Origin of the sequence: Synechococcus sp. BMK-MC-1, from assembly GCF_014279955.1 — a bacterium.
In the GTDB taxonomy this organism is placed as follows: Bacteria; Cyanobacteriota; Cyanobacteriia; order PCC-6307; family Cyanobiaceae; genus Synechococcus_C.
This window is the reverse complement of the sequence record NZ_CP047939.1, coordinates 1,541,246-1,554,732: the sequence shown is the minus strand read 5'-3', so window position 1 is coordinate 1,554,732 and position 13,487 is coordinate 1,541,246. Positions and strand designations below refer to the sequence as shown.

18 protein-coding genes are annotated in these 13,487 nt (G+C 62.2%); 12 read left to right on the top strand and 6 right to left on the bottom strand.

Features of this window, described 5'->3' with window-relative positions; translation table 11 throughout:
• Nucleotides 1-53 precede the first annotated feature (53 nt).
• On the bottom strand, nucleotides 54-560 hold the full coding sequence (locus SynBMKMC1_RS08700; RefSeq protein WP_186471443.1) for a CAAD domain-containing protein: 507 nt from the start codon (nucleotides 558-560) through the stop codon (nucleotides 54-56).
• A 136-nt stretch (nucleotides 561-696) separates the two neighbouring features.
• Between SynBMKMC1_RS08700 and gyrA the strand changes: the two genes are divergently transcribed.
• Both gyrA and crtL read left to right on the top strand, forming a co-directional pair.
• On the top strand, nucleotides 697-3,339 hold the full coding sequence (gene gyrA, locus SynBMKMC1_RS08695) for a DNA gyrase subunit A (protein WP_186471442.1): 2,643 nt from the start codon (nucleotides 697-699) through the stop codon (nucleotides 3,337-3,339).
• 2 nt (nucleotides 3,340-3,341) lie between these two features.
• Nucleotides 3,342-4,595: a lycopene beta cyclase gene (gene crtL, locus SynBMKMC1_RS08690; protein ID WP_186471441.1), complete on the top strand. Its 1,254-nt coding sequence runs from the start codon at nucleotides 3,342-3,344 to the stop codon at nucleotides 4,593-4,595.
• Here the strand turns inward: crtL and SynBMKMC1_RS08685 are convergent.
• Nucleotides 4,562-6,133, bottom strand: coding sequence for a glycoside hydrolase family 57 protein (locus SynBMKMC1_RS08685; protein WP_186473396.1), 1,572 nt, complete (start codon nucleotides 6,131-6,133; stop codon nucleotides 4,562-4,564). The two genes, crtL and SynBMKMC1_RS08685, sit on opposite strands and share 34 nt — an antisense overlap.
• Nucleotides 6,134-6,257: 124 nt before the next feature.
• On the opposite strand from SynBMKMC1_RS08685, the gene SynBMKMC1_RS08680 reads away from it, so the two are divergent.
• Both SynBMKMC1_RS08680 and SynBMKMC1_RS08675 read left to right on the top strand, forming a co-directional pair.
• A complete protein-coding gene (locus tag SynBMKMC1_RS08680; protein ID WP_011933489.1) occupies nucleotides 6,258-7,880 on the top strand; it encodes a 2-isopropylmalate synthase in 1,623 nt (540 codons plus the stop codon).
• A 4-nt stretch (nucleotides 7,881-7,884) separates the two neighbouring features.
• Nucleotides 7,885-8,742, top strand: a complete 858-nt coding sequence (locus SynBMKMC1_RS08675) for a carbohydrate ABC transporter permease (RefSeq protein ID WP_186471440.1) — start codon at nucleotides 7,885-7,887, stop codon at nucleotides 8,740-8,742.
• Here SynBMKMC1_RS08675 and SynBMKMC1_RS08670 read toward each other — a convergent pair.
• Both SynBMKMC1_RS08670 and SynBMKMC1_RS08665 read right to left on the bottom strand, forming a co-directional pair.
• Complete coding sequence (locus SynBMKMC1_RS08670) at nucleotides 8,732-9,121, bottom strand: signal protein (protein WP_186471439.1); 390 nt, start codon at nucleotides 9,119-9,121, stop codon at nucleotides 8,732-8,734. The genes SynBMKMC1_RS08675 and SynBMKMC1_RS08670 overlap by 11 nt on opposite strands.
• A 16-nt stretch (nucleotides 9,122-9,137) precedes the next feature.
• Nucleotides 9,138-9,611 carry a hypothetical protein gene (locus SynBMKMC1_RS08665; RefSeq protein ID WP_186471438.1) on the bottom strand — a complete coding sequence of 158 codons (474 nt, stop codon included), beginning with the start codon at nucleotides 9,609-9,611 and terminating at the stop codon, nucleotides 9,138-9,140.
• A gap of 75 nt (nucleotides 9,612-9,686) precedes the next feature.
• Between SynBMKMC1_RS08665 and SynBMKMC1_RS08660 the strand changes: the two genes are divergently transcribed.
• From SynBMKMC1_RS08660 to SynBMKMC1_RS08650, 3 genes are all read left to right on the top strand, one after another.
• The gene (locus tag SynBMKMC1_RS08660; protein WP_011933485.1) at nucleotides 9,687-9,932 is read left to right on the top strand and encodes a Nif11-like leader peptide family natural product precursor; all 246 of its coding nucleotides are present in this window, start codon (nucleotides 9,687-9,689) and stop codon (nucleotides 9,930-9,932) included.
• Between the two features lie 90 nt (nucleotides 9,933-10,022).
• Nucleotides 10,023-10,184, top strand: a complete 162-nt coding sequence (locus SynBMKMC1_RS08655; protein ID WP_186471437.1) for a hypothetical protein — start codon at nucleotides 10,023-10,025, stop codon at nucleotides 10,182-10,184.
• Nucleotides 10,185-10,267: 83 nt separating this feature from the next.
• Nucleotides 10,268-10,549, top strand: coding sequence for a 2Fe-2S iron-sulfur cluster-binding protein (locus tag SynBMKMC1_RS08650; protein WP_186471436.1), 282 nt, complete (start codon nucleotides 10,268-10,270; stop codon nucleotides 10,547-10,549).
• Between the two features lie 13 nt (nucleotides 10,550-10,562).
• Here the strand turns inward: SynBMKMC1_RS08650 and SynBMKMC1_RS08645 are convergent, their stop codons facing one another.
• Both SynBMKMC1_RS08645 and SynBMKMC1_RS08640 read right to left on the bottom strand, forming a co-directional pair.
• Nucleotides 10,563-10,769, bottom strand: a complete 207-nt coding sequence (locus SynBMKMC1_RS08645) for a hypothetical protein (protein WP_186471435.1) — start codon at nucleotides 10,767-10,769, stop codon at nucleotides 10,563-10,565.
• Nucleotides 10,770-10,837: 68 nt separating this feature from the next.
• Nucleotides 10,838-11,299 carry a hypothetical protein gene (locus SynBMKMC1_RS08640; RefSeq protein ID WP_186471434.1) on the bottom strand — a complete coding sequence of 154 codons (462 nt, stop codon included), beginning with the start codon at nucleotides 11,297-11,299 and terminating at the stop codon, nucleotides 10,838-10,840.
• Between the two features lie 85 nt (nucleotides 11,300-11,384).
• Between SynBMKMC1_RS08640 and SynBMKMC1_RS08635 the strand changes: the two genes are divergently transcribed.
• From SynBMKMC1_RS08635 to SynBMKMC1_RS08615, 5 genes are all read left to right on the top strand, one after another.
• Nucleotides 11,385-11,651, top strand: a complete 267-nt coding sequence (locus SynBMKMC1_RS08635; protein ID WP_186471433.1) for a hypothetical protein — start codon at nucleotides 11,385-11,387, stop codon at nucleotides 11,649-11,651.
• Between the two features lie 127 nt (nucleotides 11,652-11,778).
• Nucleotides 11,779-12,078: an MTH1187 family thiamine-binding protein gene (locus tag SynBMKMC1_RS08630; protein ID WP_186471432.1), complete on the top strand. Its 300-nt coding sequence runs from the start codon at nucleotides 11,779-11,781 to the stop codon at nucleotides 12,076-12,078.
• A 67-nt stretch (nucleotides 12,079-12,145) separates the two neighbouring features.
• The gene (locus tag SynBMKMC1_RS08625; RefSeq protein WP_186471431.1) at nucleotides 12,146-12,697 is read left to right on the top strand and encodes a hypothetical protein; all 552 of its coding nucleotides are present in this window, start codon (nucleotides 12,146-12,148) and stop codon (nucleotides 12,695-12,697) included.
• A gap of 13 nt (nucleotides 12,698-12,710) precedes the next feature.
• A complete protein-coding gene (locus SynBMKMC1_RS08620) occupies nucleotides 12,711-13,007 on the top strand; it encodes a hypothetical protein (protein WP_041428569.1) in 297 nt (98 codons plus the stop codon).
• A 48-nt stretch (nucleotides 13,008-13,055) separates the two neighbouring features.
• Nucleotides 13,056-13,457: a hypothetical protein gene (locus tag SynBMKMC1_RS08615; protein ID WP_011933476.1), complete on the top strand. Its 402-nt coding sequence runs from the start codon at nucleotides 13,056-13,058 to the stop codon at nucleotides 13,455-13,457.
• The last annotated feature ends 30 nt before the right edge of the window (nucleotides 13,458-13,487 follow it).

The following is a 13,487-nucleotide window of genomic DNA, read 5'->3' as shown; positions in this document are numbered from 1 at the left end:
TCGTCACAGAGTGTGATCAAGCTACCAATCGGTGGCGCGGAGGATCGCCGCCGTCAGCTGGATGACTTGCCGCGAACGCTGCTCCAGAGATCGCCGAGCCCGCTGCTGATTTTGCGGCGCTCCTCGCTTCGAACCAGACGGGTGGCGGCAAACCAGGTGGCGTAAATCACGCCCACCAGTTCGAAAAGCCTTGGCGCGAGCGGAATGGTGGCAATGGCATCGAGGACCCCTCCATAAATTCTGAGCGCGAGAATGAAGGCGATCAGCGCTGCCGTGAGCAGAAGCGGTCTGCGCAGCCGCTGCCACTGGTCGGCGAGATCGTGCTCACCCCACCACTGGCGAACCTTGGTGCTGAGCAGGTCCCATTCACCGCCTTCTTCGGAGGTGTCGCCGCTGGGTGGTGTTGCCGGAACGCTGACGCGTTCGGCGATCGAGGGCGAGGTCAGCTCGGGAGCCGGAGCTGGAACTGGAGCCGGAGTGGCGTTCTGAACCTCCTCTTGGCCCAGCACGGTGATGTCGGCTTGGGAAGGCTTTGCTTCAGAGGGTGTCTCAGACGCCATCGACTGCGGGATCTATGGGATCGGCAAATGGTAAGGGCGTCTTGGCCGCTGATTTCCCAGCGCAAGCAAACGAAAACCAGCGTGGTTGTGGCTCGCCGAGGGCGCGATAAAGTGGTCTACGGCGCTTAGGTCTTGTATGGCGGATCCAATGGGGCCCGGCAGTGGTGGTCCCGGAGATTCCGACGATCGGATCATCCAGACGGATCTGCGCAATGAAATGTCGCGCTCGTACCTCGAGTACGCGATGAGCGTGATCGTGGGCCGGGCGTTGCCCGATGCTCGCGATGGCCTCAAACCCGTGCATCGGCGCATTCTTTACGCGATGTACGAGCTCGGTCTGACCAGCGACCGGCCTTACCGGAAGTGCGCCCGTGTGGTGGGTGAGGTGCTCGGTAAGTACCACCCCCACGGCGACACGGCGGTTTACGACGCCCTGGTGCGCATGGCCCAGGACTTCTCCATGTCGATGCCGCTGATCGACGGCCATGGCAATTTCGGATCGGTGGACAACGATCCGCCGGCGGCCATGCGTTACACCGAATCGCGGCTGAAGGCACTCACCACCGACAGCCTGCTGGAAGACATCGAAGCGGAGACGGTCGATTACGTCGACAACTTCGATGGCTCTCAGCAGGAACCCACGGTGTTGCCGTCACGGATTCCTCAGCTGCTGCTGAATGGTTCAGCGGGCATTGCCGTGGGGATGGCCACCAACATCCCTCCGCACAACCTCGGTGAGTTGATCGCCGGCCTGCTGGCACTGATCGAGAACCCCGAACTCAGTGATCAGGAGTTGATGGCTCTGATCCCTGGACCGGACTTCCCCACGGGAGGGCAGATTCTTGGCCGCACAGGCATCAAGGAGACCTACCTGAGCGGGCGCGGTTCGGTGACCATGCGCGGCGTGGCGGCGATCGAGACCCTTGAGGTTCCTGGTCGCCCGGACCGTGACGCCGTGATCATCACAGCGCTGCCTTATCAGACCAACAAGGCGGCGATGATTGAGCGCATCGCCGAGATGGTGAACGACAAGAAGCTCGAGGGGATTTCAGACATCCGCGATGAGAGCGACCGCGATGGCATGCGCATCGTGGTGGAGTTGCGCAGGGATGCCTACCCCCAGGTGGTGCTGAACAACCTCTACAAACTCACCCCACTGCAGAGCAATTTCAGCGCCCACATGCTGGCGCTGGTGAACGGAGAGCCGATCCTGCTCACCTTGCGCAAGATGCTCGAGGTGTTCCTCGACTTCCGGGTCGAGACCATCGAACGGCGCACCCGCTATTTCCTGCGCAAGGCCGAAGAGCGGGACCACATCCTGCTGGGCTTGCTGCTGGCCCTCGACCAGCTCGACCCCATTATTGCCTTGATCCGAGCCGCTCCCGATACAGCCACGGCGCGCATTCAACTGCAGGAGCGGCATGGCCTCTCGGAGGTGCAGGCGGACGCCATCCTGCAGATGCAGCTGCGCCGGCTTACGGCTCTGGAGGCGGACAAGATCCGGCTGGAGCATGAGGATCTGGTCGTCAAGATTGCCGACTACAAGGACATCCTTGGCCGGCGCGAACGGGTGTTCGGAATCATCCAGGACGAACTGGGCCAGTTGCGCGATCGCCATGCCATTCCCAGGCGCACTGAAATTCTTGATCTCGGGGGTGGTCTGGATGACATCGACCTGATCGCCAATGAGCGCTCCGTGGTGCTGCTCACCGAAACCGGTTACCTCAAGCGCATGCCGGTGAGCGAATTTGAAGCCACCAGCCGCGGCACCCGCGGCAAGGCGGGCACCCGCAGCCAGGGGGAGGAGGCCGTGAAGCTGTTCATCGGCTGCAACGACCACGACACCTTGTTGTTGTTCAGCGATCGGGGCGTGTCCTATGCCCTGCCGGCCTATCGGGTGCCCCAGTGCAGCCGCACCGCCAAGGGCACCCCGGTGGTGCAGCTGCTGCCGATTCCCCGCGAGGAGATGATCACCTCGCTGCTGGCGGTGTCGGAGTTCAACGACGACACCGATCTGTTGATGCTCACCCAAGGGGGCTTCATCAAGCGCACGCGCCTGTCGGCCTTCAGCAACATCCGCTCCAACGGTTTGATCGCCATCGGCCTGGAGGAAGGCGATGCGCTCACCTGGGTGCGCCTGGCGGTGCCCGGCGACAGCGTGCTGATCGGCTCTCGCGCTGGCATGACCATTCACTTCCGCCTCAGCGACGATGAGCTCCGGCCCCTCGGGCGCACGGCCCGCGGCGTGCGCTCGATGAATCTGCGCGACGGTGATGCCCTGGTGAGCATGGATGTGTTGCCGGTGGAGCTGGCTGATCGGGTGGCCCAGAGCAGCGACGAAGACTCCGGTGAGGATGAAACCGGGGACGTCAGCGATGGTCCCTGGGTGCTGGTGGCTTCGGCCTCCGGTTTGGGCAAGCGCGTGCCCGTCACCCAGTTCCGTCTTCAGAAGCGGGCGGGCATGGGCCTACGGGCGATGAAGTTCCGTACTGAAGCCGATGCCTTGGTGGGTCTGCGCGTGCTTGGCTCTGGCGAAGAGGTGTTGCTGGTGAGTGAGAAGGGCGTGATTGTGCGCACCAGCGCCGATTCCATTCCCCAGCAGTCACGGGCGGCCACGGGGGTGCGTCTGCAGCGGCTCGACAAGGGCGATCGTCTCTCCGAGGTGGTGTTGGTGCCGCCGGAAGCCGAATCGGATGCTGAGTCGGATGCGGTGACCGACGCCGAAACGGAAGGCGAGGCTGCTGACACTGTGGCCAGTTCTGAGCCCCAGGACAGCTGACCTTGGCTGAGCCGGTGGATGTGCTGGTGCTGGGGGGCGGTCCTGCTGCCCTCTGCATCGCCTCGGAACTGAACCAACGCGGTGTGGCGGTTGCCGGCATCGCGCCTGATCCGGTCGACGATCCCTGGCCGAACACCTACGGCATCTGGGCCGATGAATTGAAAATGGTGGGGCTCGAGCAGTTGCTGGAGCACCGCTGGAGCGACACCGTCAGTTATTTCGGCAATGGCGGCTCAACGGCTCAGGATCAGAGCCATGCCCACGGAATCGACTACGGCTTGTTCGATCGGGCGGCTCTGCAGCGCTATTGGCTGGAGCGGGCCGACGGTGTGGTCTGGCACCAAGACAAGGCCCAGCGGGTTGACGCAACCGGTGCCACCACCAGCGTCAGCTGCGCTTCGGGTACGGCTTTGCAGGCGCGCTTGGTGATCGATGCCTCCGGTTCACGCACGCCTCACATTCGCCGTCCGGATCAGGGACCGGTGGCGGGCCAGGCGGCCTACGGCGTGGTGGGTCGTTTCTCCAAGAATCCGATTGAGGCAGGCCGGTTTGTGCTGATGGACTACCGCTGCGATCACCTCAGTGAGCAGCAGCGCAGCGAACCACCCACGTTTTTGTACGCGATGGATCTGGGCGATGGGGTGTTCTTCGTGGAGGAGACCTCGCTCGCCTTGGCACCGGGTGTGCCCTACGACGTGCTCAAGCAACGGCTGCAGCAGCGCTTGGATCTGCGCGGCGTGGAGATTACCGAGGTGATCCATGAGGAGTTCTGCCTCTTCCCGATGAACCTGCCGTTGCCGGATCGCAGTCAGCCGGTGCTGGCCTTTGGGGGTGCGTCGAGCATGGTGCACCCCGCTTCGGGCTACATGCTGGGATCGCTGTTGCGGCGCGGGCCTGATCTGGCTCAGGCGTTAGCGGAAGCCCTTGCCAATCCAAGCCTGGGCTCAGCGGCCTTGGCGCGTCGGGGCTGGCAGGCGCTCTGGCCGATCGAGTTGGTGCTGCGCCATCAGCTCTATCAATTCGGCTTGGGCCGCTTGATGGGGTTCAACGAAGCCTTGTTGCGCACCCACTTCGCCACCTTCTTTTCGCTGCCGCGGGAGGAGTGGTTTGGCTTCCTCACCAACACGCTTCCTTTGCCGCGCTTGATGGCGGTGATGCTGCGCTTGTTTGCGTTGTCCCCCTGGGAGTTGCGGCGGGGGTTGGTGCTGGGCGTTTCTTCCGCTCAGTCTCCGATCTTCCGCCAGTCGGCCGGCTGAATCAGAGGAAACAGAGCATCTTCGGCTTCCACGTCCTCCAGCCAATGCTCGGGCAGGTCTTCGCGCCGGTCGATGGCCGCCATCAACCGCCAGAAGCGCGCGAGGTGACGCTCGATCCTTTCCTTGGCGAGTTTGGTGGTGGTGCCGGCCCGCAGGATGAAACTCCAGTCGGATGACTGGGCCAGCAGCAGCTCTCGGCCCGCCTGATGGAGCAGACGCAAATCGGCTTCAGTGCCCACGCCGCGGCTGCAGCGTTCCACCATCGCCCGCCCGGCCCGGCTCCACTCCGGGATGATCCAGGCATTGGTTTCATTGAGCCAGTAATCGTGGAATCCTCCCCGTCCCCAGCTGGACGGGCAGGGAGCGCACAGCTGCAGGTTCGGGCTGCTGGCCAGCACCCCGCGCAGGCTTGTGAAGCGCACGCCTTCAGCAGGCCCCTGACGGAAGAGCTCCCGCAGAAAGTGCGGACCCTCAAACCACCAGTGGCCAAACAGTTCGGCATCGAACGGTGCCACCAGGAGAGGCTCGATCGCCATGCCCGCCTGCAAGCGCTCGAGCTGTTCGCGCCGGCCCTGCAGAAAGTGCCTGGCATGGTCCTGCGTGCGCTGGCGGGCTCTCTCCGGTTCATAGGGGCACTTGCCATCAAGCCCCCCGCTTGGATCACTCACCCGATGCAGTTTGAGGCCGAGCGGACGCCCTGTGGGCAAGCCATGGGCTTCGATTTGTTCTGCGGGCAGATCCCAGCCCAGGTCTCGGTGGAATTCCCTGTACAGGGGATCACCGGGATAGCCGTCCCTTGCGGACCACACCGGCAGGGTGGCATCGCTGTCGCGCCCGAAAAAGGCCACACCCTGTTGGCTCACGATCGGGGCGTAGACGCCGTAACGCGGACGGGGCTCTGCATGGAGCAGGCCATGGCCATCCAGCACCGCATACCGCAGGCCGGCATCCCGCATCCAGCGGTCGAGGCCCTCGTAATACGCGCATTCCGGCAGCCAGATCCCCAGCGGTCGCTCGCCGATCAGGCGATGGTGCTCGCGCACGGCTGTGCGCAGTTGGGCGCGCACGGTTTCCGGATGCTCGCGCAGCAGGGGCAGGTAGCCGTGGGTGGCGCCGCAGGTGAGGAGATCCAGCACTCCCTGCCGCTGCAAAGCCGCGAAGCGGCTGATCAGATCGCCGTCGCAGTCTTTCCAGGCTTGCAGGTGCTTTTGAAACGAGAGTCCGAGGTCGCTGGCGGCCTCCTCGCGATCGTCAGGTGCCTGCTTGAGCAGCGTCAGCCGGGCCTCAACCCAGGCGGGAAACCGCGATTGCAGGGTGCGGTCGGCCAGGAGCGAGAGCAAGGTGGGCGACAGGCCCATGGTGAGCCGGGCCTCCTGGAGAGGATCGGCAGCCGCTGCCTCCAGGGTGTCCAGGAGCGGTAGGTAGCACTCGACCAGGGCCTGAAAGAACCAGTCCTCTTCCAGCGACTGCGGTGCAGCTCCGCGCACGTAGGGCAGGTGGGCGTGGAGAACGAGCGCTAGAGCACCGTTGGCCACCATCCCCCTGCGAAGTGGGTCGAATGTACCCGGCATCTGGTCCATTTCCCTGGGTTGGCCCTGGTCCGCTCCCCTAAACTGGACTAACTCATAGTCATTCCGACTAAATCGCGTCGAGGCTGTTGCCATGGCCCATGATCCAGGCCGCGTTCTGATCTTCGACACCACCCTCAGGGATGGTGAGCAGTCGCCGGGCGCCAGCCTCAACCTTGAAGAAAAGCTGGCCATTGCCCAGCAGCTGGCGCGCCTTGGCGTCGATGTGATCGAAGCGGGCTTTCCTTTTGCCAGCCCTGGCGACTTCAATGCCGTTCAGCGCATCGCCCAGCAGGTGGGTGGAGAGCAGGGGCCGATCATCTGCGGCCTGGCCCGCGCCTCCCGCGGGGATATCAAGGCCTGCGCTGATGCGGTGGCCCCTGCACCGCGCCGCCGCATTCACACCTTCATCGCCACGAGCGACATTCACCTCGAGCACAAACTGCGCAAAAGCCGCCAGGAGGTGTTGGCGATCGTGCCCGAGATGGTGGCCTACGCCCGCTCTCTGGTCGACGACGTGGAGTTCTCCTGCGAGGACGCCGGCCGCAGTGATCCCGAGTTCCTTTACGCCGTGATCGAAGCGGCCATCAACGCAGGTGCCAGCACGATCAACATCCCCGACACGGTGGGGTACACCACACCGGCCGAGTTCGGCGCCTTGATCGCTGGGATCGACCAGCACGTGCCCAACATCAGCGAGGCGGTGCTGTCGGTGCATGGCCACAACGACCTAGGCCTGGCCGTGGCCAACTTCCTGGAGGCTGTGAAGAACGGGGCCCGCCAGTTGGAGTGCACCATCAATGGCATCGGCGAACGCGCCGGTAACGCAGCGCTCGAAGAGCTGGTGATGGCGTTGCACGTCCGCCGCCGCTACTTCAATCCCTTTTTCGGCCGAGCGGAAGACTCCCCCACCCCCTTAACAGGTGTGCGCACCGAGGAGATCACCAAAACGTCGCGTCTGGTTTCCAACCTCACCGGCATGGTGGTTCAGCCCAACAAGGCGATTGTGGGTGCGAATGCCTTTGCCCACGAATCAGGCATTCACCAGGACGGCGTTCTCAAAAACCGCCTCACCTACGAGATCGTCGATGCCCGCACGGTTGGTCTCACCGATAACCGCATCTCCCTTGGCAAGCTGAGCGGCCGCAGCGCGGTACGTGCCCGTCTCGAGGAACTCGGCTACGACCTCAGCCGCGAAGACCTCGATGATGCCTTCGCCCGCTTCAAGGAGTTGGCCGATCGCAAGCGCGACATCACCGATCGCGACCTTGAGGCGATCGTGAGCGAGCAGGTGCAACAACCCGATGCCCGCTACCAGCTCAAGTTGGTGCAGGTGAGCTGCGGCAGCAGTCTGCAGCCCACAGCCACCGTGACCCTGCTCGATGAGGAGGGCCAAGAACAGAGCGAGGCTGCGATCGGCACAGGCCCTGTGGATGCGGTGTGCCGTGCCCTCAATGCCCTGGCCGGGGAGCCCAACGAACTGGTGGAGTTTTCGGTGAAGTCCGTCACCGAGGGCATCGATGCCATGGGCGAGGTCACGATCCGGCTGCGGCGTGACGGTCAGCTCTTTTCCGGCCATGCTGCCGACACCGATGTGGTGGTCGCCGCCGCTCAGGCCTTTGTGAATGCCCTCAATCGCCTGGTGGCCGGGTCTTTGAACCCAACCCTTCATCCCCAGCGGGATGCCACGCCTTTGGACGCCAGCCCGACCCTCTGACTCGATGGCCCGTCACCAGCCCCCCGCCCTGGCGAAGGACCGCACCACCCCGCGCTCAGTGCTTCAGCTGCTTTTGCTGATCCTGTTGGCTTTGGTGGTTTTGGTGCCGCTGCTTTGGCTTGTGAGCACATCGCTCAAAGGCCCTGCTGAAGACATCTTCACAAGCCCCCCGGCGTTGCTTCCCGCGCAACCCAGCCTCGCCGCCTACGTGCGGTTGTTCCAGACAAACCCTCTGGGCCTCTACCTGCTGAACAGCACCATCGTGAGCCTGGTGGCTGTGGTGGCCAATCTTCTGTTCTGCTCCCTGGCGGCCTACCCCCTGGCGCGCATGCAATTTGCCGGCCGGGGACTGGTGCTGGGCCTGGTGGTCGCCACCATCCTGATCCCCTTCCAGGTGGTGATGATTCCTCTGTACCTGCTAATGGTGCAGCTGGGCCTGAGAAACACCCTTCTGGCCCTTGTGATTCCCCAGGCTGCAACGGCCTTTGGTCTTTACCTTCTGCGTCAAAGTTTTCTCGGCGTGCCGGTGGAACTGGAGGAAGCCGCTCGCATCGATGGCTGCAGCAAGCTTGGGGAATGGTGGAACGTGATGATTCCTGCGGCCCGAGCCGATCTGATCACCCTGGCGATGTTTGTGTTCATCGGCACGTGGAGCGATTTCCTCTGGCCCCTGGTGATCCTTGACGATCCCCAGCTGTTCACCCTGCCCCTCGGGCTGCAGCAGCTCGCCAGCAGCTTCTCGAACGACTGGCGCGTTGTCGCAGCTGGTTCGGTGGTGTCGATCCTGCCGGTGTTGATCCTGTTTGTGCTTCTTCAGCGCTTCATCCTTCCAAGCGCCAGTGGCGACGCGGTTAAGGGTTAAGGGCTGATGGATCGGTTGTGACTGGGGTGGGGATGGCCGGCGCATCCCCCGTGCCCCCCTCTGGCGTGGAGGGCAGGGCGGCGTTCTTCCTGAGCATGTCCAGCAGGCGTGCTTCGCGTTTGGCGGAGTCGTTCTGAAGGGTTTGCAGGCTTTTGATTTCGATTTGCAGCTTCTCTTGGCGGGTCTTCAACACGCCGAGTTGTTGCTCAAGGAGCTGCCGGCTGTTCACTTCTTCGCGTTGTTCGAGATCTTTCAAGCGATTCGTGAGGTTCTGCAATCGGTTGTTCTGGTGTTGGATGGCTTGCCAGAACACCATGAATAACACCAGCAAACAGCTGAATCCGGCAACTGGAATCAAGAGCAGGAGTCGCTCACGCATCGGTATTGAGCCGCCTTCAGTTGCAGCCTTGAACGGAAATTCGATAACTGAACCCCTTGGAGTTCGGGTCACTGCCCGCACCAATCTTGAAGTTCACCTGCTTCATCTGCTTGCCCTGGGGCACCGTGAAGGGGCCAAACATCCGCCCTTGGCCGATCGGCGGCGTCAGTGATTCCTTCACCACGCGCAGATTGCTTCCGTCGGTGAATTTCAGAAAGGCCTCCACCGGATAGGTTCCTGTGGCTGTGGAATCGGCGGTGAAGAAGAGCTTGTAACTCCGATAGGGCCTGTTCACGGCGAAATCGGTATTCCAGTTGGTTCGCCCGAGAAGTTTTCCTTTGCCAACGCGCTTTTTAACGATCTTGCTGCTGCCGTCGCCGCCCACGGGAGGCAGAAATGTGCAGGCCGCCTTCGCGACCAAACTTGAATCGAGAACCAACAGAGTGCTGGCCGCTCCGAGAAGCACTGAGGTCAGACGTTGGATCGCCATGCATCGCATTCGCGAGGATGAAGCAGTCTTAGCAGCGTGCGGTGATGGAATGGTGGCCATCCCCTTCAGCTGCGAATGACGCTTCAGGATCTTGATGCCTTCCTGCGCTTGCGTGAAACCGACGCGGCGCTCGCGGCCAGCCTGGCCGAGCCTCTCTCGATTGAGGCTCTGATCGAGCTCGCCCGGGGGCATGGATTCCAGATCACCGAGGAGGATGTGTTCTCAGCGCAAGCCCGCGAAGACGCTGACGCTCCTTCGGCTGAGCTCCAACGCAGGATGGCTGACGACTCCAGGCGATTGCGCCATTTCATTCAGGGTTGAGGCTGTGCCCCTGTGCACCCTCTGAGGTAGCCCCGAATACGGATCTTTCGCAGCAGACACTCAATGCTGGTCTCGAGCTCATTGTTCGAAATGTCGTTCTGGAAAGAGTGGACGGGTCAATACCGCGCCGAGGCGATTTTGGAGTGCTTTGACGAGGAGCTGGTGCCCTATCGCGATCAACGCGCTGCATCCTCGGATCAGGTGGACAGCCGTCAGTTTTTGACCTGGGAAGATCTGGTCGGCCAGCGTTGATTGTTGCTCCGTCAGCGATTACGCACGCGGTGCTGCCTGCTTTGTGGTTGCCGATTAGCAAAGAGCTGATCGCTTGAAATTCCATGGCTTCCTTCACCATCACCCTTGAAGGCGGAAAAAGCTTTTCCTGCTCAGACGATCAATACATTCTCGATGCTGCCGAAGAGCAGGGTGTCGATCTTCCCTATTCCTGTCGTGCCGGTGCTTGCAGCACCTGTGCCGGCAAGGTGTTGAGCGGAAGCGTTGATCAAGCGGATCAAAGCTTCCTGGATGATGAGCAGATGGGGAATGGTTACGCCCTGCTCTGCGTCAGCTACCCCCTGGCTGATTGCACCATCAAGCCTGAGGTCGAAGACGAGCTCTGATCGCGTTGGATGCTCAGCGCATCTTCACCACATCAGGGGTTTGTCCATGCACCTCGCCGATCCAGAGGGCATGGGTGATGGCCCCTTCATGGCTGTGGAAATTCCAAGCGGATTCGGGGCTTTCGATCGCCTCGATCTGCTGGCTTTGGTCATTGACCCGCAGATACTGGCCGCTGCCCCTGTGGCGCAGAACGTAGCGCTCCTGGAGGGGTGTTCTCATCTTTGATCCACTGAGACTTAATTCCGGGTTAGCCAGGCTCGCGCGTCCGTGCGCTGGCTTTCAGCTTTTTATGGGTTTTCCTCCTTCAGAGTTTTTTCGACGTCCTGGTAACGGGCTTCCCGCGTCCAGAGCAGGGGCGTCGGGAGTGTGAGGCGTTGCTGGTGGCCGCCATCTCGAAACCAAGGGTCGTCGCAGGAGTGGAGCGCAATGTCGGTGAGATCCCATGTTTCGCGTAGGTAGTGCTCAACAGCGTTGTGATCGGCGGGTTCTGGGTTCTGCCAGTGGACCAAGGCGAGCTCCTCGGTTCTGGCTTCGAGGCGGGCAATGCGTCCATGGGGCGGGGCTTCTGGGTCGGGGCTGATGGTTTCGTTGAGGTTTTCGCGGGCCACAAACAGGCGTAAGGGGCTTTCGCTCTCGCGGCCATCCAGGGCGTACTTCTTGAGGTAGAGGTCTCTGGCCTTCTGAAAGAGAGGGGCTGGGGCGCAGCTCAGCAGGGCCTCGTAGGCGTTGGTGAGAACGTGGCTCGTCATGGCGTTGGGGTGGATGGATTCGGCTCCCGGGATGGCGCACCCTTCGGAAGCATGGAACACTGGTGACAGTTGCGAAAGTGGAATAGTGCCCGACTCCAAACACGCCCTCTATCGATTGGTATCACTGGACGGCACTCCCCATCCAGTGCTGGATGCGCCGTATGAATCGATTGCTGCTGCGGAGGCGGCCGCCAGCCGTTGGTGTGAAGGGCAAGGACGCTCCCCGTCAGCTTTTGAGCAGGGGATCGGGCTTGAAGTTCAGACAAGTTCCGGTGACTGGCGCACGCTTAGCTATCCCAGCGCTTGCCTGCTCGGGCACGGTGACTGGTCGAAAAAAACTGGAGCTCCCTAAGGAGCTCCGCAGCGCTGGGGTTCTCGCCGGCCTTGCCGCCCCCGCTTGGACAAGTCTGGCCTGTTGCATGGGCTTGCATCTGTCTGAGCTCCTGACTAACCATGACAGGACATGACTGGAGCCACCGATGCGCGTGAGCGTTGATCTCTGCCTCGTGCCACTCGGTGTGGGGGTGTCCCTTGCGCCCTACGTAGCGGTTTGCCAGGAGGTGATTGAGGCTTCGGGTCTTGAGCATCAGCTGGGGCCCGATGGGACAGCGATTGAGGGTGATTGGGATGCCGTTTTTGCCTGCGTCAAGGCTTGTCATGAGCGCTTGCATCACAGCGGGGTTCCGAGGATCCATGCCACATTGCGCGTCAACACGCGCATTGATCGCGAGCAGTCCTTCCGGGACAAGGTGGCCAGCGTTCAGCGGTTGAATCAGTAGAAGAACCGCACCTTCAGCCTGTTCATGTCTCTTTTGTCTCTAATGAGAACAGGAGTGGGATTGATGGATGGGTTGTCGGCTTGGTCGTTCCGTTGCTGCAGTGCTGGCGATGGTCTCTCTTGCGTCTCTGGCCTCCCGGCCAGTGCGCGCGGAGAGCTGGGATCGCATCGGCCGCTATGCCTCGCTGATTCGGCGTGCCGGCACCGAAACCATGGTGGCCAAAGATTGCCCACCCTCGCTTTTGGGAGCGTTTCATTCGCAGCGCAACGCTCTCCTTCTCTGTGCCAACAATCTGGACAACGACCCCAAGCAGATCTGGGTGGTGCTTGCCCATGAATCCGCGCATGTGATGCAGTACTGCCACGGCGGTGCCCTACTCGCTGACCATCAGGTCGACGAGGCCTTGGAAGCGATCGAGGCCCGTTCCAGAACAACGTTCCAGGAGCTGCGTCTCTATCACCAGTCGCAGCATCGTGAAGAGATTGAAGCGCGCTTGGTGCAAGGTCTCCCTCCCCAGGAGGTTGAGGCACTGTTCCGCAGCTTCTGCGCCGATCGTCTGCTTCGGGGCTCCGTGCCAGTCCCCCCAGGCGTCTCCCCTGAACCGCCTGAAACTCCCTGAGGCTGAGGTCACCATGGATGATCCATCCGTCACGCCCATCACCACTCCGAAACTGGATGACGAGGGTTACCTGACCTATCTCGGCGACGACGGTCAGCGCTATCGACTGTTGGATCAGCTTGAGATTGATCAAGAAGCGTCCCAGCGCGTGCGTGATGCGCTGCAAGCCTCAGGCCCACTGTTCAATCAAATCGAAGCGCTCTGCCAAGCCTGGATCGAACGGATGGCTGTGGACGCGATGGATCGCGATGAAGCCGCTGCCATGCTGCTCAGCGCTCTGGACACAGCGTTGCGCATTGATGAGGACTAGAGCGACGGCAGCGGCCCCCTACGGTGAGCACGTTTGCACGCTGACTCCATGGGTCCCAGGCTGCGCGGGTACTGGTTGATGACCTGGATTGGCCTGCTGGCCAATCTCCTTGCCCTGCCGTTGATCGCTTGGGGGGCTTTTGGGTTGGATGAATCCGCAGGCCTGAAAATCACCAACATCACCCTGGCTTTTTCTCTGGCCTGGCCTGCGGCGATCGTGGGCATCGTGGCAGCGTCCGGACTGCTGGCGCAGCGACGTTGGGGAGTGATTCTCACGATCGTGGCCCTGTCGATGGCCCTTGGAGGTGCGTTGCCTTACGGGATCGTGCGCCTGGTGCTCGGTCCTGAGGCGCGCCCCCTGGGTTTCGCTTCGGTGTTGCTCGGGCTCGTGAACGTGCTGGCTCTCATTTACTGGTGCCGTCCAGCCCATCGGCGCGGTGGTCGCTTGTAGGCCAGGGGGCCAGGTCGCCCGTCAACTGGC

What these genes read in the sequence shown, in the direction of transcription:
- SynBMKMC1_RS08625 (WP_186471431.1), top strand. Translation starts at nt 12,146, where the DNA reads ATGGGTTGTCGGCTTGGTCGTTCCGTTGCTGCAGTGCTGGCGATGGTC.
- SynBMKMC1_RS08660 (WP_011933485.1), top strand. Translation starts at nt 9,687, where the DNA reads ATGACGCTTCAGGATCTTGATGCCTTCCTGCGCTTGCGTGAAACCGAC.
- gyrA (WP_186471442.1), top strand. Translation starts at nt 697, where the DNA reads ATGGCGGATCCAATGGGGCCCGGCAGTGGTGGTCCCGGAGATTCCGAC.
- SynBMKMC1_RS08685 (WP_186473396.1), bottom strand. Translation starts at nt 6,133, where the DNA reads ATGGTGGCCAACGGTGCTCTAGCGCTCGTTCTCCACGCCCACCTGCCC.
- SynBMKMC1_RS08650 (WP_186471436.1), top strand. Translation starts at nt 10,268, where the DNA reads ATGGCTTCCTTCACCATCACCCTTGAAGGCGGAAAAAGCTTTTCCTGC.
- SynBMKMC1_RS08630 (WP_186471432.1), top strand. Translation starts at nt 11,779, where the DNA reads ATGCGCGTGAGCGTTGATCTCTGCCTCGTGCCACTCGGTGTGGGGGTG.
- SynBMKMC1_RS08620 (WP_041428569.1), top strand. Translation starts at nt 12,711, where the DNA reads ATGGATGATCCATCCGTCACGCCCATCACCACTCCGAAACTGGATGAC.
- SynBMKMC1_RS08645 (WP_186471435.1), bottom strand. Translation starts at nt 10,769, where the DNA reads ATGAGAACACCCCTCCAGGAGCGCTACGTTCTGCGCCACAGGGGCAGC.
- SynBMKMC1_RS08670 (WP_186471439.1), bottom strand. Translation starts at nt 9,121, where the DNA reads ATGCGTGAGCGACTCCTGCTCTTGATTCCAGTTGCCGGATTCAGCTGT.
- SynBMKMC1_RS08675 (WP_186471440.1), top strand. Translation starts at nt 7,885, where the DNA reads ATGGCCCGTCACCAGCCCCCCGCCCTGGCGAAGGACCGCACCACCCCG.
- SynBMKMC1_RS08680 (WP_011933489.1), top strand. Translation starts at nt 6,258, where the DNA reads ATGGCCCATGATCCAGGCCGCGTTCTGATCTTCGACACCACCCTCAGG.
- SynBMKMC1_RS08700 (WP_186471443.1), bottom strand. Translation starts at nt 560, where the DNA reads ATGGCGTCTGAGACACCCTCTGAAGCAAAGCCTTCCCAAGCCGACATC.
- SynBMKMC1_RS08655 (WP_186471437.1), top strand. Translation starts at nt 10,023, where the DNA reads ATGTCGTTCTGGAAAGAGTGGACGGGTCAATACCGCGCCGAGGCGATT.
- SynBMKMC1_RS08665 (WP_186471438.1), bottom strand. Translation starts at nt 9,611, where the DNA reads ATGGCGATCCAACGTCTGACCTCAGTGCTTCTCGGAGCGGCCAGCACT.
- SynBMKMC1_RS08615 (WP_011933476.1), top strand. Translation starts at nt 13,056, where the DNA reads ATGGGTCCCAGGCTGCGCGGGTACTGGTTGATGACCTGGATTGGCCTG.
- SynBMKMC1_RS08640 (WP_186471434.1), bottom strand. Translation starts at nt 11,299, where the DNA reads ATGACGAGCCACGTTCTCACCAACGCCTACGAGGCCCTGCTGAGCTGC.